Genomic DNA, 20,541 nt, shown 5'->3' with positions numbered 1-20,541 from the left:
GAGGTCACGTGCGCGGACGCCTCGATTCCATAGACTGGGCCATTCTCAAGGAACTGCAAGCCGACGGCAGCATCACGAATGTGGAGCTGGCCCGGCGAGTCGGCCTGTCGGCACCCCCTTGCCTGCGCCGTGTGCGCGCCCTCGAGGCCGCCGGTGTCATCAAGGCCTATCGGGCGATGCTCGATCCGAAGGCGCTCGGCTTCGAGATCGTGTGCTTCGCCATGGTCCAGCTCGACGTTCAGGGCAAGAAGGAGCTCATGGAGTTCGAGCAGCGGATCAAGGACTGGACCATGGTCCGGGAATGCTGGACCCTGTCCGGCGACATCGACTTCATCATGAAGTGCGTGGCCCCCAGCCTGGCGTCCTTCCAGGGTCTCGTCTCCGAACTCACGAGCCTGCCCAACGTCCGCAACGTGCGCACGGCCCTCACGCTCGATCTCATCAAGGACGAGCCCCTGGTGCCGATCGAGGATGCGGCCGAGGTCGCCTCCTAAGAAGATCGCCCGGGGCTTGCGGGCGGTCCTTTTCGTTCAGGAAAAATCCGGAAACGTTCGGCTCAGGGCGCAGGCGCCCGGGCCGGAACGGCATCCGCGTGCTCGCCCCGACGCACGATCTGCATGGAAAAGATCGTCACGGGCCCGGCTCTGAGCAGGTTCATGGCCGAGACGATCATCTCGGCCAGCCGTTCGGGCGTAACGTCCTCCCCTTCGATGTCGAGGAGGAAATCCTTCGCCTCCACATGGCCGCCATTGGTGAAGTCGACGCGGAAATCCGCCTTCACCCGATAGGGCGAGCCCTGGTCGACGCGATAGAGAGGGGCCTCGGGATCCGGGTGGAAGGTCCGAGGCCAGCCACTCACCGCAGGGACCCGCAGAAGCGCTGGATGCGGTTGCAGGCATCCTCCAGGGCCGCGTTCGACGTGGCGTAGGAGATGCGGAAGTTCGGGCCCAGGCCGAAGGCCGAGCCGTGCACCGCCGCGACTCCTTCCGCCTCGAGGAGCTCGGAGACGAAATCCTCGTCCGTCTTGAGTACTTTGCCCGAGGGAGCAGTCTTGCCCATGGCCTCGGCGCAGGACGGATAGACGTAGAAGGCGCCTTCCGGCACCGGGCACTTCAGGTACTTCGACTGGTTGAGCATGGACACGACCAGGTCGCGGCGCTCCTCGAAGGCCTTCTTGAAGCGCGGCAGATGGTCCTGCGGCCCGTCGAGAGCCTCGACGGCGGCCCATTGAGAAATGGTGCTGGCGCCGGAGGTCTGCTGGCCCTGCACGAAGTCCATGGCCTTGATGAGGTGCTCAGGCCCGGCCGCGTAGCCGATGCGCCAGCCCGTCATGGCATAAGACTTGGACACGCCGTTCATGGTCAGCGTGCGCTCGTAGAGGCCGGGCTCGACCTGGGCCGGAGTCACGAACTCGAAATCGCCGTAGGTGAGGTGCTCGTACATGTCGTCGGTGAGCACCCAGACGTGCGGATGGCGCATGAGCACGTCGGTGATCGCCTTCATCTCGGCGCGCGAATAGGCGGCGCCGGTCGGGTTCGAGGGCGAGTTGAGGATGATCCACTTGGTCCGGGGCGTGATGGCCCGCTCCAGGGGTTCCGGCTGGAGCTTGAAGCTGTGCTCCATGGTGGTGTCGACGAAGACCGGCGTGCCGCCGCACAGGCCGACCATCTCCGGATATGAAACCCAGTACGGGGTCGGGATGATGACTTCGTCGCCCGGATTCAGGGTGGCGAGGAGCGCGTTGTAGATGACCTGCTTGCCGCCCGTGGACACGATGGTCTGCGAGGGCTTGTAGTCGAGGCCGTTCTCGCGCTTGAACTTGCGGGCAATGGCCTCGCGCAGGGGCACGATGCCGGAGACCGGCGGGTACTTGGTCTCGCCACGGCGGATGGCCGCAATGGCGGCTTCCTTGATATGGTCCGGCGTGTCGAAATCCGGCTCTCCGACCGAGAGGCTGATCACGTCCCGTCCCTGGGCTTTGAGATCCCGCGCCTTCTGCGTGATGACGATGGTCGCAGACGGCTTGATGCGGGAAAGGGCGTCAGACAAAAAGCCCATGGGAATCCTCCAATCGGGGCGTTAGAAGGGACCGTTGACGGCGGCGGACCCTAGTCCGCATAAGCTGTCCAATCAAGCGAAACAGCCCACATACCGTGGCTTTTTGAGGAGACTCCCGAACGATGACCCCTTCCCTCACTCGCCGGCTTGCACTCGGTCTCTTTGCCGGCGCGACGCTCCTGGCCTCCTCGGCCATAGCCCAGGATTTCCCCACCCGCGTCGTCAAGATGGTCGTGCCCTATCCGGCGGGCGGACCGACGGACGTGATCGCTCGCATCGTCGCAGAGGAAATGGGCAAGAGCCTCGGCCAGAACGTCATCGTCGAGAATCTGGCGGGCGCGTCCGGCGCGGTCGGCACCCGGACCGTGGCCCGGGCGGAGCCTGACGGCTACACCATCGTGTTCGGCAACAACCAGACCCACGGGAACAACATGTTCCTCCTGAAGGAGCCGGGCTACGACGCGATCAAGGACTTCGCGCCGCTGGCCGGCGCCGGCGCCTTCGAGCATGTCTTCGTGGTCAGCAACAGCCTTCCGGTGAAGACCATTCCGGAGCTGATCGCCCTCGCCAAGAAGGACCCGGGCAAGCTGAATTACGGCTCCACGGGCGTCGGCTCGGGCTCACACCTCGCCACCGAACTCTTCATGACCCGCACGGGGATCAAGATGACCCACGTGCCCTTCCGCGGCGCCGCCCCCCTGGTGACGGAGCTGATGGCGGGCCGCATCGACGTGTCGAACTCGACCCTGCCGAGCGTGCTCGCGCAGTTCCAGGCCGGCCAGATGCGCGCCATCGGCCTCGCGAGCCGGCAGCGCAATCCGCAGGCTCCCGACGTGCCGACCCTTCGCGAGCAAGGCGTGACCGACGCGGACGCGGAATCCTGGGCCGCCTTCTTCGCGCCCGTGAAGACGCCCCAGCCCATCCTCGACAAGCTGTCGAAGACCATCATCGACATCCTCAACAAGCCCGACGTGAAGGAGCGCATCACCAAGATCGGCTTCACGCTGAACGTGCGCGACCCGGAGGCTTTCAAGCCGTATCTGGCCAAGGAGATCCAGACCTGGGCCGACGTGATCAAAGCCGCGAACATCAAGACGGTCGAGGGGAACTGATCCCCTCCGAATCCGTCGCCCCATCGGTGAACCTTATGGCCGGGCATGTCCCGGCCATTTTGTTTGCCGGCCTCTCCCGGTGAAGCTTTGCGGCTCTATCTCGTCTCAGGCCAACAGGAACCGACCATGCAGACTTCCCTGGGACGACTGATCGATCACGTTCATCTTCGCGTCGCCGACATCGAGGCCAGCCGACGGTTCTACAGGGCGGTCCTGCAGGCGGTCGGGCGGCAATTCACCTCCGAAAGCCCCCGGCATTTTGCCTGCGACGAACTCTGGGTGGATCAGGCCGACGGTGCAGTTTCCCGCCTCCACCTCGCCTTTCAGGCGCACGACGTGGAAACCGTGAAGGCCTTCCATGTCGCAGCCCTGGCGAATGGCGGCCGGGACAACGGAGGGCCGGGAGAGCGCCCCTATCACCCGGGCTATTACGCGGCCTTCGCGCTCGATCCGGACGGCAACAATATCGAGGCCGTCTTCCACGGCGCGGCGCGGACCGATAACTCAAGCAATTGAGCGCCGCCCAAAAGGTTAATGAATAGTTAACGCGGTCACTTACCAGGAATTCCGTAAGCAACATTTTGGTTAACGCCCGGAACTTTCTCGATTCGCACAGGTTTTTCCTGCGCAAAGTGTGAAGTATCTGGGGAAATGCCATGCATACCACCCGCCGGACCCATACCTACCACGTCTCCTCCCGCACCCAGAGGCTCGACCCGCGGCAGGAAAGCCGCTTCTCTTTGGTCCTGGTCATGCTGATGGGTCTTGCGACGATCTCCGTGATGGCGACCACGACGCAGGCTCTCTCGGACCACGCGACCACCACATCCACCACATTCCTCGCCCGATAACGCGGGCGTGAGCGGCCCCTCGGTTGACGGCCCGCCATAAACGGCTAGCTCTCCGGCTGTTCGGACGACGGAGAGATTCCATGCCCCGCCTTCGCCCCTTCCTTGCACTCGCCTTCGCGCTCGTCATCGGCCCGGCCTTCGCGCAGGACACCCAGCGCGTGCGGACCGACAAGGTGGAGGTCATCGTCGAGACGGTCGCCCGCAATCTCGACCATCCCTGGGGCCTCACGTTTCTCCCCGACGGCCGGATGCTCGTGACGGAGCGGCCCGGCCGCCTGCGGATCGTGGCGGCGGATGGGGCCCTGTCCGAACCCATCAAGGGGATGCCGCGCATTGCGGCCCGCGGCCAGGGCGGCCTCCTCGACGTGGCGCTCGACCCGAACTTCCCGCAGAACCGGCTCGTCTACCTGAGCTTCGCGGAGGACCGGGGGGAAGGAAGGGCCGGCACCAGCGTCATGCGCGGGCGCCTCGACGAGGCCGGGAGCGCCCTGACCGACACGAAAGTCATCTTCCGGCAGGAGCCGTCCCATACGGGCGGCAACCATTTCGGCTCGCGCCTGGTCTTCGACCGGAACGGCAATCTCTTCGTGACCGTCGGCGACCGGTTCGACCTGCGCGACCAGGCGCAGAATCCGGCGAACCACCTGGGCAAGATCATTCATATCCGTCCCGAAGGCGGGCCCGCCCCCGACAATCCCTTCCTCAACCGCGATGGCACGCGCCCGGAGATCTGGTCCATCGGCCATCGCAATGTGCAGGGCGCGGCTCTCAACCCGGCAACCGGAGAGCTCTGGACCGCCGAGCACGGCGCCCGCGGGGGCGACGAGATCAACATTCCCCGGAAAGGGAAGAATTACGGCTGGCCGGTCATCACCTACGGGGTCGATTATTCGGGCGCCAAGATCGGCGAGGGCACCAAGAAGGCCGGGATGGAGCAGCCCATCTATTACTGGGACCCCTCCATCGCGCCCTCGGGCATGGCCTTCTACACGGGCGACAAGTTCCCGGCCTGGCGCGGCAGCGTGCTGGTCGGCGCCCTGGCCGGCAAGCTGGTGTCGCGCCTGGAGACGGACGGCGACAGGATCACCGGGGAGGAGCGCATGCTCCGCCAGCTCGGCGAGCGCATCCGCGACGTGCGCCAGGGGCCCGACGGCTACGTGTACCTGCTGACGGATTCGAGCCAGGGCCGCATCCTGCGGGTCCGGCCGGCCGACCAGTAGCGGGAGCGGCCGCTACCCGCCCCGGAAGATGAAGGTGGCGCCCGAGGCGATCAGCGCGAAGCCGACCAGATGGTTCCAGCCCAGCGGCTCCTTCAGGTAGAGCACCGAGAAGCCGGCGAACACCGCGAGGGTGATCACCTCCTGCATGGTCTTCAGCTCGGCGGCCGAATAGACGGCCGAGCCGATCCGGTTGGCCGGGACCGCGAACCAGTATTCGAAGAACGCAATGGCCCAGCTGACCAGGACCGCCATCCAGAGGGCAGATGTCTTGTACTTAAGATGGCCGTACCAGGCGAAAGTCATGAAGACGTTCGAGGCGCACAGCATCACGATCGGAGCGACGTAGGGGTTCATGGGCGCTCATGGGAGGGATGACAGGGGGCCCCTGCCCTATTCCTCTCGCGGGCCGTGTCAAGACACGCGAAGGGTCGCATGGGAGAGAGATCCTCGAACCGGAGGGTCAGCAGGTGCGCTGCGGCCGGAGCATGGCGCAGCGGGATGCGAGGCGCTCCAAAACCTGGCCGCCGCCGGCGATCTGCGGCTCCGAGGGATCGAACCCTTCCCGCTTCTCCCGGGCGGTCACGAACCGTTTCGCCCGGTCGAAGGCATCGTCGAGGCGGGGGGCATTCCGCAAAGCCTTGTTGAAGAAGGCATCGCCGAAATAGGTCCAGGTCGCCCCATCCTGGCAGCCGAAGGACGGCCTGTCGGCCGCGGCTGCCGTGATGACCAGGGTGCGCTCGTCCGCCAGCTCCTTGGCGAAGATGCCCGAATAGCAGGCCGAGACGATGAGCACGCGGTTGCGGGCCTTCGTCTCCGCAAGGAGCTCCCGAACCATATCGGGCGTCATCACGCCCTCGTCCCGCCTTGAGACGAGGCCGATCCCGTCCGGGCTGCCGTGGGAAGTGAGGACCAGAAGGAGGATGTCCTCCTCCGGATCCAGGGTCCGGCCGACCGCCCCGGCCGCCGAGAAGAGCGCGTCCGGCGTCGCGTCCGAGCGGCGCTTGGTGTTGGACAGGACGATCGTGCGTCCCCTGGAGCCCAGCTGCTGCTCGAGGATGCGCGCGGCGCCCTTCGCCTCGCTTTCGAAGACGCTCTGCGGCCCCCAGAGGCCGAAGGACAGGATATAGACATCCGCCTGCCCGGGCCGGTGCGGCTCGAGCCGGAACCGCTCGGCCTGTGGGGCGCGCTGGCTCAAGGCGCCCGTGGGAAGCCCGAGGCTGAGGGCCATGCCGATGAGCGCGAAGGCGAGGAAACGGCGCATGAGACTCTCCCGGAGTCGAGTTCGTGCCTAGCCGTATCGCAACTTCATAGCGAGGATCAACGCCACCAGCACGAAGGTGACGCCGTTGGCGAAGATGATCGGCGCATTGCCGGCGATGATGCCGTAGATCAGCCACAGCCCCACCCCCACCGTGAAGACGCTCTGCGTCACCAGGGACAGGGACTTGGTATCCTTCGTGCGGATGGTCCTGAACGCCTGGGGCAGCCAGCACAGGGTGGTCAGGAGGGCGGCGACGAAGCCGAGAATGTCTAGGCCGGGCATGGTCTGACGAATCGCATGGGAAACGAGGCTCCCTTACCATGCTCCCCCTGAAACGGTGACGGATTTCTTGCCCCTCCGGCCCGGCTCATCCTTCCGCGCCAAGGTTCCTGAAAGGAAGGCCGAACCGAATGCCGTCTTCGGGGTTTTCTTGTCATGACGCAGAAAAGAGACTTTTCCCAATCCGTTTCCCTCGACATCGGGATCGACAAGGTCTGCGGCCTCATCGCCCGCGTGAAGGCCATTGACGTTAAGGAAGGCGTGACCGATCCGGATTCCGGCTCGAACCCCATCGACGACGGCAACGTCGACTCGCTGACGACCAACCCGGACGACATGACCGAGGAGGAAATCCGCGAGGTCGTGGCCGGCCTCAACGATGACGAGCGCGCCGACCTCATCGCCCTGGTCTATATCGGCCGGGGCGACATGGAGCCCCAGGAATGGGCCGATGCGGTGCGCCTTGCCCGTGAGCGGGAGGCCGCGAGCTCCCTGTCCACGGCGGACTGGCTGATCGGCATTCCCAACCTGGGCGATCTGCTGGACGAGGGGCTGAACCTCCTGGGCCGCAGCTGCGACGAGGCGTGAGCCGGCAAACGCCCGGCCCATCCGCCGGATGATGGCTTGGCCACCGCGGCGGCGCCGCAATTGCGACACGGATTGACCCGAGACTCCGGGCGATTCACGGAGTGTGTCATGCCCCCCCAAACGCCCTCGCCTTCTTCAGCCGGCGCGGAGGTGTCCACGACGCCTGCCGCCGCCGCGACGCATCCCGAACCTCTGGTCGCCTCGGAACGCCCGGCGGGCGAACGCCCGGATGCGGCCGAACAGGAACGTGCCCGCATGGAGCGCACCGCCCGCTACCTCCAGGGACCCACCGCCTTCACGGCGTGAGGACAAAAAGGATATCCGGAGCCCTCCCTCCGACTTAAGGAGGGCTCCTGTCCCCCTCGGTAAACGCCGGGCTCCCTGCCTTCACAATCGGCAATGTCATGGAATAACGTATCTCCATGACATTGCCTCCTGCCGCCTACCCGTCTCCCGATTCTGTCGAAATCTTCATCGAACGCTGGACATCCCGCGAAGGCGGGGCGGAGCGTGCCAATTACCAGATGTTCCTCACGGAGCTCTGCGACCTTCTGGGCGTCGCCCGCCCTGAGCCGTCGGGGAGCGAGCGCGACCAGAATGACTACGTCTTTGAGCGTGCCGTCCGCCCGCGCGGCAGCGATGCAGTGACTGCGCCGAAGCGGATCGATCTCTACAAGCGCAACGCCTTCATTCTGGAAGCGAAGCAATCCCGCCTGCCGGGTAAAAAGAATGCGATCTCGGGCCAGCTGAGCCTTCTCGGCCAGGAGCCGGAACAGCTCGGCAAGCGGAGCATCGCGCGCGGCTGGGACGTGATGATGCAGAATGCCCGCAAGCAGGCGGAGAATTATGTCTTCCTCCTGGACGTGAACCATGCGGCGCCGCCCTTCATCATCGTCTGCGACGTCGGCCATTGCTTCGAGATCTATGCGGATTTTACCGGCACCGGCCGGGCCTACAGCCAGTTTCCGGACCGCAACGGCTTCCGCGTCTACATGGAGGATCTGCGCAAGGCCGAAACGCGCGCGCTCCTCGCGACGATCTGGCAGGAGCCGCAATCCCTCGACCCGTCCAAAACCTCCGCCCGCGTCACCCGCGACATCGCCAAAAGGCTGGCACAAGTCAGCAAGTCTCTGGAGGAGCGCGGCTGCAACCCGGAGGACGCGGCGCATTTCCTTATGCGCTGCCTCTTCACCATGTTCGCTGAGGATGTGGAGCTTCTCCCGCGCGACAGCTTTCGGAGCCTTCTGGAGAAGAGCGTCAAGGACCCGTCCCATTTTCCGCACCGGCTCAACGCCCTGTGGCAGCAGATGGAGAAGGGCGAGGAGTTCAGCCATGTGATCGAGGGGCGCGTGCGCCACTTCAATGGCGGCCTGTTCAAGGATACGACCGTGTTCGCGCTCGGCCGAGAGGAGATCGGCGAGCTTCTGGCCGCGGCGAGCTATTCATGGACGGAGGTCGATCCCGCGATTTTCGGCACGCTCCTGGAACAGGCCCTCGACAAGACCGAGCGAAAGAAGCTCGGCGCCCATTACACGCCCCGCGCCTATGTCCAGCGCCTTGTTGAAGCGACCGTCATGGAGCCCCTGCGGGCGGACTGGCAGGCGGCTCTCACCAAGGCCGAGCAGGCTCAGCTCGATGGGGACGAGAAGAAGGCCGTCGCCCTCGTCCGCACCTTCCATCACCAGCTCTGCGGTACCCGTGTGCTCGACCCAGCCTGCGGCACAGGCAACTTCCTCTATGTGTCTCTGGAACTGATGAAGAAGCTGGAGGGCGAGGTTCTGGAGACCCTCGCCAGGCTCGGCGAGCCGGAAAGCATGGGGCTCGACCGCGAGACCGTAGACCCGCACCAGTTCCTCGGCCTCGAACTCAACCCTCGCGCCGCCGCCATCGCGGAGCTCGTGGTGTGGATCGGCTATCTCCAGCAGCATTACCGCAACCGCACCGGCCACCCCTCGGAGCCGATCCTGCGCGCTTTCGAGAACATCAATTTCGGCAGGCGCGAAGGCTACGACGCGGTGCTGACCTGGGACGGTTATCCCGTGCCGAAAGTGGTGGAGCAGGACGATCGGCGCATCGAGACCTATCCGAATGCGCGCCGGCCCGTCTGGCCCGAGGCGGAGTTCATCGTGGGCAATCCGCCGTTTATTGGCGGCAAGGACCTGCGGGCGCGCCTGGGAGATGCCTATACGGAAACGCTCTGGGCCGCGCACAAGCACATGAACGACAGCGCCGATTTCGTCATGTACTGGTGGGACCGCGCGGCGGAGTTCCTGACCGCCAAAGGTTCGACACTCCGCCGCTTCGGCTTCGTCACCACCAACTCGATCACGCAGGAATTCTCACGCCGCGTCATGAAGAAACGCATGGACGGCAAGCCGCCCGTCTCGCTCGTCATGGCAATCCCGGATCACCCCTGGACGAAGGCTGCTGCGGATTCGGCGGCGGTGCGCATTGCGATGACGGTGGCCGTTAAGGGAGAGCGGGACGGCGTGCTGTACGAGGTTGTTCGCGAGAGCGGTTTGGATACGGACGAGCCGGTGGTGGAGCTGACTGCGCGTGAGGGGCGGATCAATCCAGACCAGACGCTGGGTGTGGATGTCACCAGCGCTAAATCTCTCTTAGCCGATAGAGGCTTAGCCTACATGGGATATAAACTTCATGGACAAGGCTTCGTTATTGATGCGGATTTCAAAAACAGGCTAATCGCAAAATATGGAAGTAATTGTCGTAAAATAGTTCGCCCGTATATGAATGGGAGAGATCTCGTCCAAGCCAATCAGCGTAGATTTGCTATAGATCTTTACCCATTGGAAAATGATACCGTAAGAAAAGAATATCCCGAGATTTATCAACATCTTCTCGTTCACGTAAAACCCGAGCGTGACCAAAACCGAGAGCCGTTTCGAAAAAAAATGTGGTGGTGGTTTGGCCGCACACATGAATCTCAGCGTGATGCGGTTAGCAACATTGACAGATATGTTGGAACCACGCGCACAGCCAAGCACCGTATCTTCTCTTTTCTTACCAGCGATGTAATAGCTGAAAGTAAGATAGTTATGATTGCCAGCGATGATCCAATGGTACTTGGTATCCTCTCTTCAAGCATTCATATCACGTACTCATTGAGAACTGGTGGCTGGCTTGGAGCTGGCAATGATCACACCTACAACCACACAGAATGCTTTGAAACTTTCCCCTTCCCCGATCCTTCGGAAGCCCTGAAAGAAAAAATCCGTGCCGTCGCGGAAGAGATCGACGCGTTTCGGAAAAGCCGTCAGGCGGAGCATCCTCGTCTTACACTGACGCAGATGTACAATGTGCTGGAGAAGCTGAAGGCGGGCGGCGCGCTCACACCTGAGGAGGAGCGCATCAAGGACGAGGGCCTGATCCTCATCCTGAGGGAGTTGCACGAGCGGCTCGACCGGCTCGTCTTCGAGGCCTATGGCTGGCCCGCGGACTTGTCCGACGAAGAGATTCTCGAACGCCTCGTCGCGCTCAATGCCGAGCGGGCGAAGGAGGAGGCTGCGGGCCATGTGCGCTGGCTGCGGCCGGACTACCAGATCCCCCGCTTCGCGAAGGGCCCGGCGGCGAAGACCGGCGAACTCGACCTCGGCGCGAATGTGGTCGCCATCGACAAGGGGCTGCCGGACTTTCCCAAGGATCGCTACGAGCAGCCGCTCGCCGTCGAGTCGCTCCTGCTCGCCGCCGGACGCCCGATGGACGCCGCCGAACTGGCGCGCGGCTTCAAGCGTGGAGGCAAGCGCATCGAGCAGCGTGTCGCGCAATGCCTCTCCGGCCTCGCCCTGTATGGCCGCATCACGCCTCTCGGCGACGGCCGCTACGTGGCGCGGAAGGCGGCGTGAGGCCGATCCAAGCCGAGACGAACTCAAGCATTCAGGTTGTGAGCATCTTTTCCCGCAAAACCGGTTCCCACTTTTGCGTCCAATGCTCTAGATGGATCGGAAGAACGCATCGTCGATTTCGATAACCCTGACCTGCCTGACGATGACGCCGAGATTGTTCTCGATGAGCAGGCGGCACAGGTCGTCGCCATTGATGAGCTCGATGGTCTGCGGCCCGTCGCGCGAGGCCTCTCGTCGCGCTTCGGCCGTAAAAGTGCCGGTGGTGATGATGAGCCCCTTGTCGACTCGGCCCGACATGGCGCCTCGGAAATCCCGCACCACGTTCGGCCCGACCGATCCCTTCCAGCGCTTGCATTGGAAGAGCACACGGAATGAGAGCAGATTGACGCGATAGACCCCCTCGCCGTCAATTCCGCCATCGTTGCTGCGCCCCGTCACCTTGACATTGATGAAACCTGACTCGCGCAGCAGCTGCTGGCACAGCTTCTCGAAATCGTGAGGTTTCAAGGTTTTCAGGATGTCGAGCAGACGGCCCCTGACATCCGCCTCCGGGTCGGCCTCTCGATCCGTCCGGGCTGCCACGCTGCGATCCTGCCGGGAGTTGATGTTGGCCCGTGCGTTTCTTTTGATTTCCTCGACATCCGCCTCGCTGAGGCGCTCACCGGTTTCCGTGAGGCTCCACACGCCTCTCTGCGAATTCCTGACGGCGCCATAATGCTTGAGATAAGTGCGCGCCCAGGCCAGGCGATACTCGAATTCCGGCGTGCTCTTGTTCTTCGAGAGAACGGCCCGCTGCACCTCGGTCAGACCAAGCCGCTCGGCGATGGAGTCCGCCAGTTCCTCGTTGGAAGCGGAGCCGCCCAGAATCTTGAGCGCCTCAATGGTCGGCATCATCAGAGCATCGAATTTCGGAAGACTTTCAGAGGGATTCATCGGCAGCGACCATTCCACGCAAGGGCCGCACCTTAGGGTTGCCCTTCCCGCCCGGGAAGACCAGGGATCATATTTTCCACACATTCGCCGCCCTCGCCCCGGAACGACAGGGCGAGGATTGGAACACCGAAGAAACCCCGCCCCACCTTCCCAAGGCGGGTGTTTTGTACCATATTCGTTCCATGGCCAAAGCACCCAAGAAGCCCAAGCTTTCCACCGGGAAGGCGTCCAAACCTGAGCTCAAGCCGCTGGATACCTATCTGGCCGATCTGCTCAATCCCGCGGTCAACCGGGAGCGCGAGGCCGCGGAGGGCTTCGCCGAGCGGGCACAGGAAACCTTCATCCATGGCGACGTGGAGGATGTTGACCCGGCGCTCGCCAAGAAGCTTGGCCTGAAAGGACCCGATGACGGGCCGGACGTGGCGGCCGATCTCGGCGATACCGCGCCGGACGTGAACGGCGTCTCGGCCACCGTGAACGCGCTCACCAGGCTGCTGACGGAAGGTGATCCCCGCTTCAAGAACGGCAAGCTCTGGGTGCCGCACCGCCCGCCCCGGCCCGAGAAGTCGGAAGGCGGCATTCCGTTCAAGATCGTGTCGGACTTCAAGCCCGCGGGCGACCAGCCGACCGCCATCGCCGAACTGGTGGACGGGATACGCCGGGCCGAGCGCGACCAGGTGCTCCTCGGCGTCACGGGCTCGGGCAAGACCTTCACGATGGCGAAGGTGATCGAGGAGACGCAGCGCCCCGCGCTCATCCTCGCGCCCAACAAGACGCTTGCGGCGCAGCTCTACGGGGAGTTCAAGTCCTTCTTCCCCGATAACGCGGTGGAATACTTCGTCTCATATTACGACTACTACCAGCCCGAGGCCTATGTGCCGCGCTCGGACACGTATATCGAGAAGGAATCCTCCATCAACGAGCAGATCGACCGGATGCGTCACTCGGCGACCCGCGCCCTGCTCGAGCGCGACGACGTGATCATCGTGGCGTCCGTGTCGTGCATCTACGGTATCGGCTCGGTCGAGACCTATACGGCCATGACCTTCTCGGTGAAGGTGGGCGAGCGCATCGAGCAGCGCCAGCTCATCGCCGACCTCGTGGCCCTGCAATACAAGCGCATCCAGAACGATTTCGCCCGCGGCACCTTCCGGGTGCGCGGCGACGTGATCGAGCTTTTTCCGGCCCACTTGGAGGACCGCGCCTGGCGCATTGGCCTCTTCGGCGACGAGATCGAGAGCATCGTCGAGTTCGACCCGCTCACGGGCAAAAAGACCAACGACCTTTCGTTCGTGAAGGTCTACGCCAATTCGCACTACGTGACGCCGCGCCCGACCCTGCAGCAGGCCGTGAAAGGCATCCAGGACGAGTTGCAGCAGCGGCTCCAGGAGCTCGCCCGCATGGGCCGCCTGCTGGAGGCGCAGCGTCTCGAACAGCGCACCCAGTTCGACCTGGAGATGATCGAGGCGACGGGCGTGTGCAATGGCATCGAGAACTATTCGCGCTACCTCACGGGCCGCAAGCCCGGCGAGCCGCCGCCGACGCTCTTCGAATACCTGCCCGACAACGCCCTCGTGTTCACCGACGAGAGCCACGTGACCGTGCCGCAGATCGGCGGCATGTATCGCGGCGACTTCCGCCGCAAGGCGACGCTCGCCGAATACGGCTTCCGCCTGCCATCCTGCATGGACAACCGGCCCCTGCGCTTCGAGGAATGGGACGCCATGCGGCCGCAATCGGTCCATGTCTCGGCGACACCCGCCAAGTGGGAGATGGAGCAGACCGGCGGCGTCTTCGTCGAGCAGGTCATCCGCCCCACGGGCCTCGTAGACCCGGTGGTGGAGATCCGCCCCGCCCGCAGCCAGGTGGACGACCTGCTGCACGAGGTGAAGGAGCTCGCCGCGAAGGGTTTCCGCACCCTCGTCACTACGCTCACCAAGCGCATGGCCGAGGACCTCACGGAATATCTCCACGAGAACGGCGTGCGCGTGCGCTACATGCACTCGGACATCGACACCCTGGAGCGCATCGAGATCATCCGCGACCTGCGGCTTGGCGCCTTCGACGTGCTGATCGGCATCAACCTCCTGCGCGAGGGCCTCGACATTCCCGAATGCGCGCTGGTCGCCATTCTGGACGCCGACAAGGAGGGCTTCCTGCGCTCCGAGACCTCGCTCGTCCAGACCATCGGCCGCGCCGCCCGTAACGTGGAAGGCAAGGCGATCCTCTATGCGGACCAGATGACCGGCTCCATGGAGCGGGCCATCGCGGAGACCACCCGCCGCCGCGAGAAGCAGCTCGCCTACAACGCCGAGCACGGCATCACGCCGCAGAGCGTGAAGAAGAACATCGCCGACATTCTGGAGAGCGTCTACGAGCGCGACCACGTGTCGGTGGATACGGGCCTCGCCAAGGCCGGCGACACTGTGGGCCACAACCTCAAGGCCGTCATCGCCGACATGGAAAAGCGCATGCGCGAGGCCGCCGCGAACCTGGAATTCGAGGAGGCCGCGCGCCTGCGCGACGAGCTCAAGCGCCTGCAGGCCACCGAGCTCGCCATCAGCGACGATCCGCTCGCCCGCCAGGCGCAGGTGGAGCGCGAGGCCGGCCGCTATTCGGGCTCGCGCAAATACGGCCACAGCGCCAACCTGCCCCCGAAGGGCCTGCCCGCCTCCCCCGAGGGGGCCAGCCCCGGCGACGAGGACGCGGACGCCTACGGCCCGACCGGCAAGGGCCGCTCCGACGAAGGCACCCGCATCCGCAAGCCCGGCCTCGACGAAATGGGCCCCGGCACCGACCGCGAAGTGCCCCTGAACTTCAAGGAACGCCCCCTCCCCCGTTCAACCCAGGGGCATGGGGGGCAGAAGCCGAAATATAAGAGGAGGCGGGGGCGGTAGGGCCGCCCCCGTCCCGGTGCTTACACCCGTGCACCTTCACGGCGGTGAAGGTACTCCAGGGAAATCAGGACGATTACCGCCATGGCCGCCGCAAAGGCCGCAAGCGGCCAAGCGGTGTCGCCGTGCAAACGGATCACGGCCAGGGTCCCGACAATGCTGACGATCAGGCTCTGAACGCAGAAATGCAGGGCTACCGCGGAGCCTGCCCTGTCACCGAACTCCGCAAGAGCACCGTTCGCCGCCACCGAGGCCGTGAAGACGATACCGACTGCCATTACCCACATGGGCGCAATGAAGCTCCACAGAGACGGACGGCCGAAAATCTGACCGAGGCTCAGAAGAGCCGCCCCGACGAGCAGCATCGCCGTGCCACGCCGGAGGCTCCCGGCATTGCCCCACCGGGCCACGAACCGTTTGGCGAAGCGCGTCGTGATGATCATCACGACCGCCGCTGTCGCGAAGGCTAGGCTGAATGCCAGCTCTGAATATCCAGCCCTGTCCATGAGCACGCGCGGCGCGGTCGAGAAGAACACGAAAAACGTCCCCATGGCGGCACTGAACCCGAGCGTGTAGGTCCAGAACGTGAGGCTGCGTAGAACGGGACCGAACGTGCCGCGTGTCGTGACAGCCGCCACAGGTCGGGTTTCAGGCCAGCAGAACAGGGCGTGCAGAATTGCCGGAACCGCAAGAGCCCCCAGCGCGACGAAGATTGCGCGCCATCCGAACCATTCCGCCAGGAGCGCCCCCGCGATGGGACCGAGTGCCGGCACGAAAGCCAGGATGGAGCCGAACATGCTGTAGATGACGACGCCCTCCGGGCGTTCGGCATAGACATCGCGGACCGTTGCGAAGGTCGCCACTAGGGCGGCCGATGCCCCGACAGCCTGCAGGAACCGCAGAATGACGAAGGGGGCCGCCGCCGTCGACAACGCCAGGCAGAACGACGCCGACGCGAACAGCACCGCGCCGCCGATCAGGACAGGCCGTCGCCCTATACGGTCGGAGATTGGCCCGAACACAATCTGCCCGAAGCCAAGCATGACCATGTAGAGACTCAAGGTAAGCTGCACGACGGCCGAGCTGGTGCCGAGGACAACCGGCATGGCTGGAACGACCGGCAGATAGATATCCATCGCCAGGGAGGCGAGGATATCGAAAGGGGCCATCAGAAGGAGCGCCGACGGCACGGAATAGGCCCACACTGGGGGCTTTGAAGACATGATGAGACATCCGCTCAAATGGGAAACATTCGGGCGGCGATCTGCCTGTCAGCGGGAGCTGGGATCAGTTCGACAGACGCCGCAACAACAAGAGAAAGCGTTGTTGCGGCTTACGTGTCCGACGACTTAGCGTCTCCCATGCTACGGCTCCAAGGGTCTCAAACGGAAGGAGAGGCGGTAACTATCACAGAGCGCCAGACCGGACAAATCCGGGGCGGAGCGGGACGGGAACGGGCCTGCCGTGCGGTTCTCGCTCTGTGCCCACCGGCACCTCGCCCCGGCGAAAGCCGCGGATCGATCCGCAGCGTCTTGACCCGGGCGGGCCGGCGTGATCCCTGGCGCGGTCTCCTTCCCGACGGGTGTCCGATGAATTTCTCGACTGTCTCGACGGCCCCACGCCTCTTCCTTGCGGGCCTTTTCGCCCTGCTGGCAATCGTGCCGGCCCGGGCCGAGGATACGGCCTCGCCGAGCTGGGCCGAGGTGAAATGCATCCGCTACGGGAAGGCCTGGGGCGAGGCCATTGCGCGGCAGGGATCGAAGGGACTCGGCCGGGACTTCCTGGCGAACCACGAGGCCTTCCTGGCCTCGGGCTGCACGGAGCGTCCGGAGGTGTGTCCCCGCTCCGCCGAGGAACTGGACCTCGCCAACATGATGGTGGTCGCGGCCATGAATGCCGGCACGGCCAGCACCTTCCCGCCCTTCCGCTGTAATCGGTGATCGGACGCAGACCGGGCGGCATGTCACCGCCACCCTGCGGGAAGCCCAGGCTTTGCCGCGAGGCCTCGCGCTGCTCTCCTCCGTCAGAACATGGGCCACCGCGGGAAGCACTATGCTGCTCTCCTCCCCCTTGTGGGGAGGAGGTGGAGGTGGGGGTGTGAGCGCCACGTTCTGAAAGTCTTGCGCCGACACCCCCACCCTAGCCCTCCCCACAAGGGGGAGGGAATTCGGTCGAGCTTCGTCGCGGTCGTGCGCGCCCCCTCCAGATGAAGCATAACCCTCACCCGGTGCTCCGCACCGACCTCTCCCACCCGGGAGAGGTGAAAGCACGGCACTGCCCGCACTTTTCCACGCACCGTGACGGCCGGGCCTGACCCGACCGTCGACGGCTTCGGAACTATCGCGGTCCTGAGGCGCTGTCCCGGAAGACAGCGCCTAGCGTCAGATTCGTCCCATCAGCAGCAGGATGATGAAGATGATGAGGATGACGCCGAGGATGCCGCTCGGGCCGTAACCCCAGCTGCGGCTGTAGGGCCAGGCCGGAACCGCGCCGATGAGGAGCAGAATGACGATAATGAGAATGATGGTGCTGGTAGCCATGGGGCAATGTCCTCCGTCAGGTGCCTTGCGCCCTCCGGGCTGAAGAGGGCGCTGAATGTCCCCGGCCGCGGGGGCGGCGGGGCGTCCGTGACGAAAACTTGGCGGTAAGGATTAAGTTCCCCCGGGCCTCGTTCGGGCGCAACAGGAATTGGTTCCGGGCGGGAACGAAGAGGGCAACCTGGGCGTTGAGATATTGGCGATTGGGTGCCGCCATGAGTGCGGCCCGTTGGGGACGCTAACCCGCATGGATCAGGATAACCCATTGAAAGCAAGTATACGCATGGACGAGTCCGACGATGAATTCGAGCCTGTCCCGGGCATGAGACACTCATCGCCCGCCCTGAGCCGGTCCGTCCAGGCCCAGCTCGGTCAGCGCCTGCGCCAGTTCTACGAATCCCTGGCGCTCGGCGAGACACCGGTCCCTGACCGGTTCATCGAGATCATCAACCGCCTCGATCAAGGGGTGCCGGAGAAGCAGCAATCATGAGCATAGACGTCACCCTTCGCGATTCCATGCTCAAGGCAACGCCGAACCTGCGCGCGTTCGCTATTTCGCTGACCAATAACGTGGATCGCGCCGACGACCTGGTGCAGGAAACCCTGATGCGCGCCATCGCGAACATCGAGCGGTTCCAGCCGGGCACGAACATGCAGGCGTGGCTCTTCACCATCCTGCGCAATCTCTTTCATTCGGAATACCGCAAGCGCCGCCGCGAGGTGGAGGATGCGGACGGCAAATACGCCTCGACCCTGTCGGTCCAGCCGGACCAGATCCCGCATCTCGATTTCGAGGACCTGCAGAAGGCCCTCGCCCGCCTCCCCCACGACCAGCGGGAAGCGCTGCTGCTCGTCGGCGCCTCGGGCTTTTCCTACGAGCAGGCTGCGGAGATCTGCGGCTGCGCGGTCGGCACCATCAAAAGCCGGGTGAACCGCGCCCGTAACCGGCTCGCGGAGCTGATGCACTTCACCGATATGGACGAGGATATCGGGCCCGACCGGGTAACGCTCTCGATCATGGCTGCGGTCGCCTAAACGGCGGCCGCGGCGCTTACCGGCGACGGAACTGCTGGCCGCCGCGCTGCGGCGGACGGGGGCCGGACGAACCGGAATCCTTGTGGCGGAAGATGAGGCGACCCTTCTCAAGATCGTAAGGCGACATCTCGACCGTCACGCGGTCGCCCGCGAGGGTCTTGATGCGGTTCTTCTTCATCTTGCCGGCCGTATAGGCAATCACTTCGTGCCCGTTGTCGAGCTGCACGCGATAACGCGCATCGGGCAGGATTTCGGTCACCAGACCCTCGAATGTGATCAGTTCTTCCTTTGCCATGCAAAGCCCTTCGTCTCAAAAACAAAAAGCCGCCCCTGAGCGGAACGGCTGATGTGCAAGAGGGCGCGCCATGCACGCCCTCCGGCATCGAACCCTTACGCGTTCTGCAGGTTCACTGCAGAAGAGCGGCCGGTCCGCTGGTCGGTCTGAAGCTCGTAGGAGATCTTCTGACCTTCGCGAAGACCGCGCATGCCGGCGCGCTCAAGCGCCGTCGCATGAACGAACACGTCCTTGCCGCCGTTGTCGGGCTGGATGAAACCATAACCCTTGGTTTCATTGTACCACTTCACGGTTCCCGTTTCCATGGGAATTCCCTTTCACTGTCGTTTGCACGTGGGCGATTTGCCGAAACAGAATCACCCGCTAGTCGATATTGGTAGAGAGAAGGAACGTGCGCTCGGCAGTGCCAAAGCGAAGTAGCCCAGTCGTCCGGCCAAATGTCGATGCGAAAATAAGTAGGGGAAGGATGGGGCAATTGCAAGGCATCCACCCCTTTTGAACCGCTCAGCTCCAAGAGATCGTCAGGAGATCGTCCTACGCCCTGTATCCGCACCCGAAGGAGGAACCCTCTTTCGTGCCTGCCGTTGGGCTTCCAGGACCGCCCGGAGGACCATCCCGGAGCGGCCGGATCTTCTTGAGACAATAGGAGCACGCCCATGGCCAACGACCGCTATCGCTACGATCCGGACCGGTACCGCACCGAGGGCTGGCGCGGTAGGGACGAGTCCTACGGCTCCCGCCGCCGCTTCGGCTCCGGCGAAGGCTCCACCTCTGGCGACCGCTGGCGCGAGGATGACGGCTACATCGCCCGGCGCGGCTTCGGCAACCGCTCGTCAGGCTACGACCGGGACGAGCGCTCCGACACGTGGAGGTCGGACGCATGGAGGAACGAATCCCGGCGGAACGATCCCTGGCGGGATGACACTTGGCAGAATGACACTTGGCGGGGCCGGGATTACGGCGATTCCGCGGGCTACGGCTCCGGCGGCTCCGCCCGCGACTGGCGCGACGTGGTCGGCGACGACCGCCGCAGCGGCATGACGGGCTACGGGGTCGATTACAGCCGCGACCGGGATTACCGTGGCTATGGCTCGTCCTATGACGAGGATCGGTATGGCTCCGGCTTCTTCGGGCGCGGATCGCGGGATTACGGCGAGGACCGGGGCTTCCTGGAGCGTGCCGGCGATGAGGTCAGGTCCTGGTTCGGCGACGAGGAGGCCAACCGGCGCCGGGACGAGGACATGCGCCGCGCGGAGCAATATCACCGCGGGCGCGGCCCCAAGGGCTACCAGCGCTCCGACGAGCGCATCCGCGAGGACGTGAACGATCGCCTGACGGACGACCCACACATCGACGCCTCGGAGATCAACGTGACGGTCTCGGGCCGTGAGGTCACCCTCGACGGCACGGTACAGAACCGCTTCGCGAAGCGCCATGCCGAGGATATCGCCGAATCGGTCTCTGGCGTGACCCACGTCCAGAACAACCTCCGGGTTCAGCAGAGCGCCGATACAGGTAATCTGTCCACAGGAACCGGCACTGGGGCCGGCACGACCCAGGGGATGGAGGCAGCCCGCCGACGGACGACGACTTCGTCCGGCACCTGACGGCGTCC

At 64.4% G+C, this 20,541-nt stretch carries 23 protein-coding genes; 13 read left to right on the top strand and 10 right to left on the bottom strand.

Features of this window, described 5'->3' with window-relative positions:
* Positions 1-8 precede the first annotated feature (8 nt).
* A complete protein-coding gene (locus C4E04_RS05450) occupies positions 9-494 on the top strand; it encodes an Lrp/AsnC family transcriptional regulator (protein ID WP_109595700.1) in 486 nt (161 codons plus the stop codon).
* A 62-nt stretch (positions 495-556) separates the two neighbouring features.
* Here the strand turns inward: C4E04_RS05450 and C4E04_RS05445 are convergent, their stop codons facing one another.
* Positions 557-859, bottom strand: a complete 303-nt coding sequence (locus tag C4E04_RS05445) for a hypothetical protein (protein ID WP_109595698.1) — start codon at positions 857-859, stop codon at positions 557-559.
* Positions 856-2,058 (bottom strand): pyridoxal phosphate-dependent aminotransferase, encoded by a 1,203-nt coding sequence (locus C4E04_RS05440; RefSeq protein ID WP_109595695.1) that lies wholly within the window; start codon positions 2,056-2,058, stop codon positions 856-858. Before C4E04_RS05440 ends, C4E04_RS05445 begins: the two co-directional genes overlap by 4 nt.
* A gap of 122 nt (positions 2,059-2,180) precedes the next feature.
* Between C4E04_RS05440 and C4E04_RS05435 the strand changes: the two genes are divergently transcribed.
* The 4 genes from C4E04_RS05435 (at position 2,181) to C4E04_RS05420 (ending at position 5,241) form a co-directional block, all read left to right on the top strand.
* Positions 2,181-3,170 carry a tripartite tricarboxylate transporter substrate binding protein gene (locus C4E04_RS05435; protein WP_109595693.1) on the top strand — a complete coding sequence of 330 codons (990 nt, stop codon included), beginning with the start codon at positions 2,181-2,183 and terminating at the stop codon, positions 3,168-3,170.
* Between the two features lie 126 nt (positions 3,171-3,296).
* Positions 3,297-3,686, top strand: a complete 390-nt coding sequence (locus C4E04_RS05430; RefSeq protein ID WP_109595690.1) for a VOC family protein — start codon at positions 3,297-3,299, stop codon at positions 3,684-3,686.
* Positions 3,687-3,826: 140 nt separating this feature from the next.
* Entirely contained in the window at positions 3,827-4,021 is a 195-nt protein-coding gene (locus tag C4E04_RS05425) for a hypothetical protein (protein ID WP_109595688.1), read from the top strand.
* An 80-nt stretch (positions 4,022-4,101) separates the two neighbouring features.
* Positions 4,102-5,241 (top strand): PQQ-dependent sugar dehydrogenase, encoded by a 1,140-nt coding sequence (locus tag C4E04_RS05420; protein ID WP_109595686.1) that lies wholly within the window; start codon positions 4,102-4,104, stop codon positions 5,239-5,241.
* A 12-nt stretch (positions 5,242-5,253) separates the two neighbouring features.
* Here C4E04_RS05420 and C4E04_RS05415 read toward each other — a convergent pair whose 3' ends face one another.
* From C4E04_RS05415 to C4E04_RS05405, 3 genes are all read right to left on the bottom strand, one after another.
* Entirely contained in the window at positions 5,254-5,595 is a 342-nt protein-coding gene (locus C4E04_RS05415) for a DMT family protein (protein ID WP_109595684.1), read from the bottom strand.
* A 106-nt stretch (positions 5,596-5,701) separates the two neighbouring features.
* Entirely contained in the window at positions 5,702-6,502 is an 801-nt protein-coding gene (locus C4E04_RS05410; RefSeq protein ID WP_109595682.1) for a C13 family peptidase, read from the bottom strand.
* 27 nt (positions 6,503-6,529) lie between these two features.
* Positions 6,530-6,784, bottom strand: a complete 255-nt coding sequence (locus C4E04_RS05405) for a SemiSWEET transporter (protein ID WP_109595680.1) — start codon at positions 6,782-6,784, stop codon at positions 6,530-6,532.
* 153 nt (positions 6,785-6,937) lie between these two features.
* Between C4E04_RS05405 and C4E04_RS05400 the strand changes: the two genes are divergently transcribed.
* The 3 genes from C4E04_RS05400 (at position 6,938) to C4E04_RS05390 (ending at position 11,232) form a co-directional block, all read left to right on the top strand.
* On the top strand, positions 6,938-7,369 hold the full coding sequence (locus C4E04_RS05400) for a DUF3775 domain-containing protein (RefSeq protein ID WP_109595678.1): 432 nt from the start codon (positions 6,938-6,940) through the stop codon (positions 7,367-7,369).
* Between the two features lie 108 nt (positions 7,370-7,477).
* Positions 7,478-7,675 carry a hypothetical protein gene (locus C4E04_RS05395; protein ID WP_109595676.1) on the top strand — a complete coding sequence of 66 codons (198 nt, stop codon included), beginning with the start codon at positions 7,478-7,480 and terminating at the stop codon, positions 7,673-7,675.
* Between the two features lie 116 nt (positions 7,676-7,791).
* Positions 7,792-11,232, top strand: coding sequence for a DNA methyltransferase (locus tag C4E04_RS05390; RefSeq protein ID WP_109595674.1), 3,441 nt, complete (start codon positions 7,792-7,794; stop codon positions 11,230-11,232).
* An 87-nt stretch (positions 11,233-11,319) separates the two neighbouring features.
* Here the strand turns inward: C4E04_RS05390 and C4E04_RS05385 are convergent, their stop codons facing one another.
* Positions 11,320-12,126, bottom strand: coding sequence for a restriction endonuclease (locus tag C4E04_RS05385; protein ID WP_245416241.1), 807 nt, complete (start codon positions 12,124-12,126; stop codon positions 11,320-11,322).
* A 221-nt stretch (positions 12,127-12,347) separates the two neighbouring features.
* Here C4E04_RS05385 and uvrB point away from each other — a divergent pair, with 221 nt between their 5' ends.
* A complete protein-coding gene (gene uvrB / locus C4E04_RS05380) occupies positions 12,348-15,062 on the top strand; it encodes an excinuclease ABC subunit UvrB (RefSeq protein WP_109595669.1) in 2,715 nt (904 codons plus the stop codon).
* A 20-nt stretch (positions 15,063-15,082) separates the two neighbouring features.
* On the opposite strand, the gene cml is transcribed toward uvrB, so the two are convergent.
* A complete protein-coding gene (cml, locus tag C4E04_RS05375; RefSeq protein WP_109595667.1) occupies positions 15,083-16,282 on the bottom strand; it encodes a CmlA/FloR family chloramphenicol efflux MFS transporter in 1,200 nt (399 codons plus the stop codon).
* A 366-nt stretch (positions 16,283-16,648) separates the two neighbouring features.
* Between cml and C4E04_RS05370 the strand changes: the two genes are divergently transcribed.
* The gene (locus C4E04_RS05370) at positions 16,649-16,999 is read left to right on the top strand and encodes a hypothetical protein (protein WP_109595665.1); all 351 of its coding nucleotides are present in this window, start codon (positions 16,649-16,651) and stop codon (positions 16,997-16,999) included.
* 441 nt (positions 17,000-17,440) lie between these two features.
* On the opposite strand, the gene C4E04_RS05365 is transcribed toward C4E04_RS05370, so the two are convergent.
* A complete protein-coding gene (locus C4E04_RS05365; protein WP_109595663.1) occupies positions 17,441-17,599 on the bottom strand; it encodes a DUF3309 family protein in 159 nt (52 codons plus the stop codon).
* A gap of 280 nt (positions 17,600-17,879) precedes the next feature.
* Here C4E04_RS05365 and C4E04_RS05360 point away from each other — a divergent pair, with 280 nt between their 5' ends.
* A complete protein-coding gene (locus C4E04_RS05360) occupies positions 17,880-18,086 on the top strand; it encodes a NepR family anti-sigma factor (RefSeq protein WP_109595661.1) in 207 nt (68 codons plus the stop codon).
* Positions 18,083-18,631: a sigma-70 family RNA polymerase sigma factor gene (locus tag C4E04_RS05355; protein WP_109595659.1), complete on the top strand. Its 549-nt coding sequence runs from the start codon at positions 18,083-18,085 to the stop codon at positions 18,629-18,631. The genes C4E04_RS05360 and C4E04_RS05355 overlap by 4 nt, the downstream gene beginning before the upstream one ends.
* Positions 18,632-18,647: 16 nt before the next feature.
* On the opposite strand, the gene infA is transcribed toward C4E04_RS05355, so the two are convergent.
* The gene (gene infA / locus C4E04_RS05350) at positions 18,648-18,926 is read right to left on the bottom strand and encodes a translation initiation factor IF-1 (protein WP_109595657.1); all 279 of its coding nucleotides are present in this window, start codon (positions 18,924-18,926) and stop codon (positions 18,648-18,650) included.
* A gap of 95 nt (positions 18,927-19,021) precedes the next feature.
* Positions 19,022-19,231 (bottom strand): cold-shock protein, encoded by a 210-nt coding sequence (locus tag C4E04_RS05345; RefSeq protein WP_109595655.1) that lies wholly within the window; start codon positions 19,229-19,231, stop codon positions 19,022-19,024.
* Between the two features lie 351 nt (positions 19,232-19,582).
* On the opposite strand from C4E04_RS05345, the gene C4E04_RS21320 reads away from it, so the two are divergent.
* On the top strand, positions 19,583-20,533 hold the full coding sequence (locus tag C4E04_RS21320) for a BON domain-containing protein (RefSeq protein WP_162559292.1): 951 nt from the start codon (positions 19,583-19,585) through the stop codon (positions 20,531-20,533).
* Positions 20,534-20,541: the final 8 nt, after the last annotated feature.

Source organism: Microvirga sp. 17 mud 1-3, from assembly GCF_003151255.1.
GTDB lineage: Bacteria > Pseudomonadota > Alphaproteobacteria > Rhizobiales > Beijerinckiaceae > Microvirga.
Note: the sequence above shows the minus strand (reverse complement) of the source record. Positions and strands in the feature narration are given on the sequence as shown.

Excerpts from the sequence above, each read along its gene's own strand:
- C4E04_RS05355 (WP_109595659.1), top strand. The coding sequence starts at position 18,083 with ATGAGCATAGACGTCACCCTTCGCGATTCCATGCTCAAGGCAACGCCG.
- C4E04_RS05415 (WP_109595684.1), bottom strand. The coding sequence starts at position 5,595 with ATGAACCCCTACGTCGCTCCGATCGTGATGCTGTGCGCCTCGAACGTC.
- C4E04_RS05425 (WP_109595688.1), top strand. The coding sequence starts at position 3,827 with ATGCATACCACCCGCCGGACCCATACCTACCACGTCTCCTCCCGCACC.
- C4E04_RS05430 (WP_109595690.1), top strand. The coding sequence starts at position 3,297 with ATGCAGACTTCCCTGGGACGACTGATCGATCACGTTCATCTTCGCGTC.
- C4E04_RS05370 (WP_109595665.1), top strand. The coding sequence starts at position 16,649 with ATGAATTTCTCGACTGTCTCGACGGCCCCACGCCTCTTCCTTGCGGGC.
- infA (WP_109595657.1), bottom strand. The coding sequence starts at position 18,926 with ATGGCAAAGGAAGAACTGATCACATTCGAGGGTCTGGTGACCGAAATC.
- C4E04_RS21320 (WP_162559292.1), top strand. The coding sequence starts at position 19,583 with ATGGCCAACGACCGCTATCGCTACGATCCGGACCGGTACCGCACCGAG.
- C4E04_RS05420 (WP_109595686.1), top strand. The coding sequence starts at position 4,102 with ATGCCCCGCCTTCGCCCCTTCCTTGCACTCGCCTTCGCGCTCGTCATC.
- C4E04_RS05435 (WP_109595693.1), top strand. The coding sequence starts at position 2,181 with ATGACCCCTTCCCTCACTCGCCGGCTTGCACTCGGTCTCTTTGCCGGC.
- uvrB (WP_109595669.1), top strand. The coding sequence starts at position 12,348 with ATGGCCAAAGCACCCAAGAAGCCCAAGCTTTCCACCGGGAAGGCGTCC.
- C4E04_RS05410 (WP_109595682.1), bottom strand. The coding sequence starts at position 6,502 with ATGCGCCGTTTCCTCGCCTTCGCGCTCATCGGCATGGCCCTCAGCCTC.
- C4E04_RS05345 (WP_109595655.1), bottom strand. The coding sequence starts at position 19,231 with ATGGAAACGGGAACCGTGAAGTGGTACAATGAAACCAAGGGTTATGGT.
- C4E04_RS05360 (WP_109595661.1), top strand. The coding sequence starts at position 17,880 with ATGGACGAGTCCGACGATGAATTCGAGCCTGTCCCGGGCATGAGACAC.
- cml (WP_109595667.1), bottom strand. The coding sequence starts at position 16,282 with ATGTCTTCAAAGCCCCCAGTGTGGGCCTATTCCGTGCCGTCGGCGCTC.
- C4E04_RS05365 (WP_109595663.1), bottom strand. The coding sequence starts at position 17,599 with ATGGCTACCAGCACCATCATTCTCATTATCGTCATTCTGCTCCTCATC.
- C4E04_RS05390 (WP_109595674.1), top strand. The coding sequence starts at position 7,792 with ATGACATTGCCTCCTGCCGCCTACCCGTCTCCCGATTCTGTCGAAATC.
- C4E04_RS05440 (WP_109595695.1), bottom strand. The coding sequence starts at position 2,058 with ATGGGCTTTTTGTCTGACGCCCTTTCCCGCATCAAGCCGTCTGCGACC.
- C4E04_RS05395 (WP_109595676.1), top strand. The coding sequence starts at position 7,478 with ATGCCCCCCCAAACGCCCTCGCCTTCTTCAGCCGGCGCGGAGGTGTCC.
- C4E04_RS05400 (WP_109595678.1), top strand. The coding sequence starts at position 6,938 with ATGACGCAGAAAAGAGACTTTTCCCAATCCGTTTCCCTCGACATCGGG.
- C4E04_RS05405 (WP_109595680.1), bottom strand. The coding sequence starts at position 6,784 with ATGCCCGGCCTAGACATTCTCGGCTTCGTCGCCGCCCTCCTGACCACC.
- C4E04_RS05385 (WP_245416241.1), bottom strand. The coding sequence starts at position 12,126 with ATGATGCCGACCATTGAGGCGCTCAAGATTCTGGGCGGCTCCGCTTCC.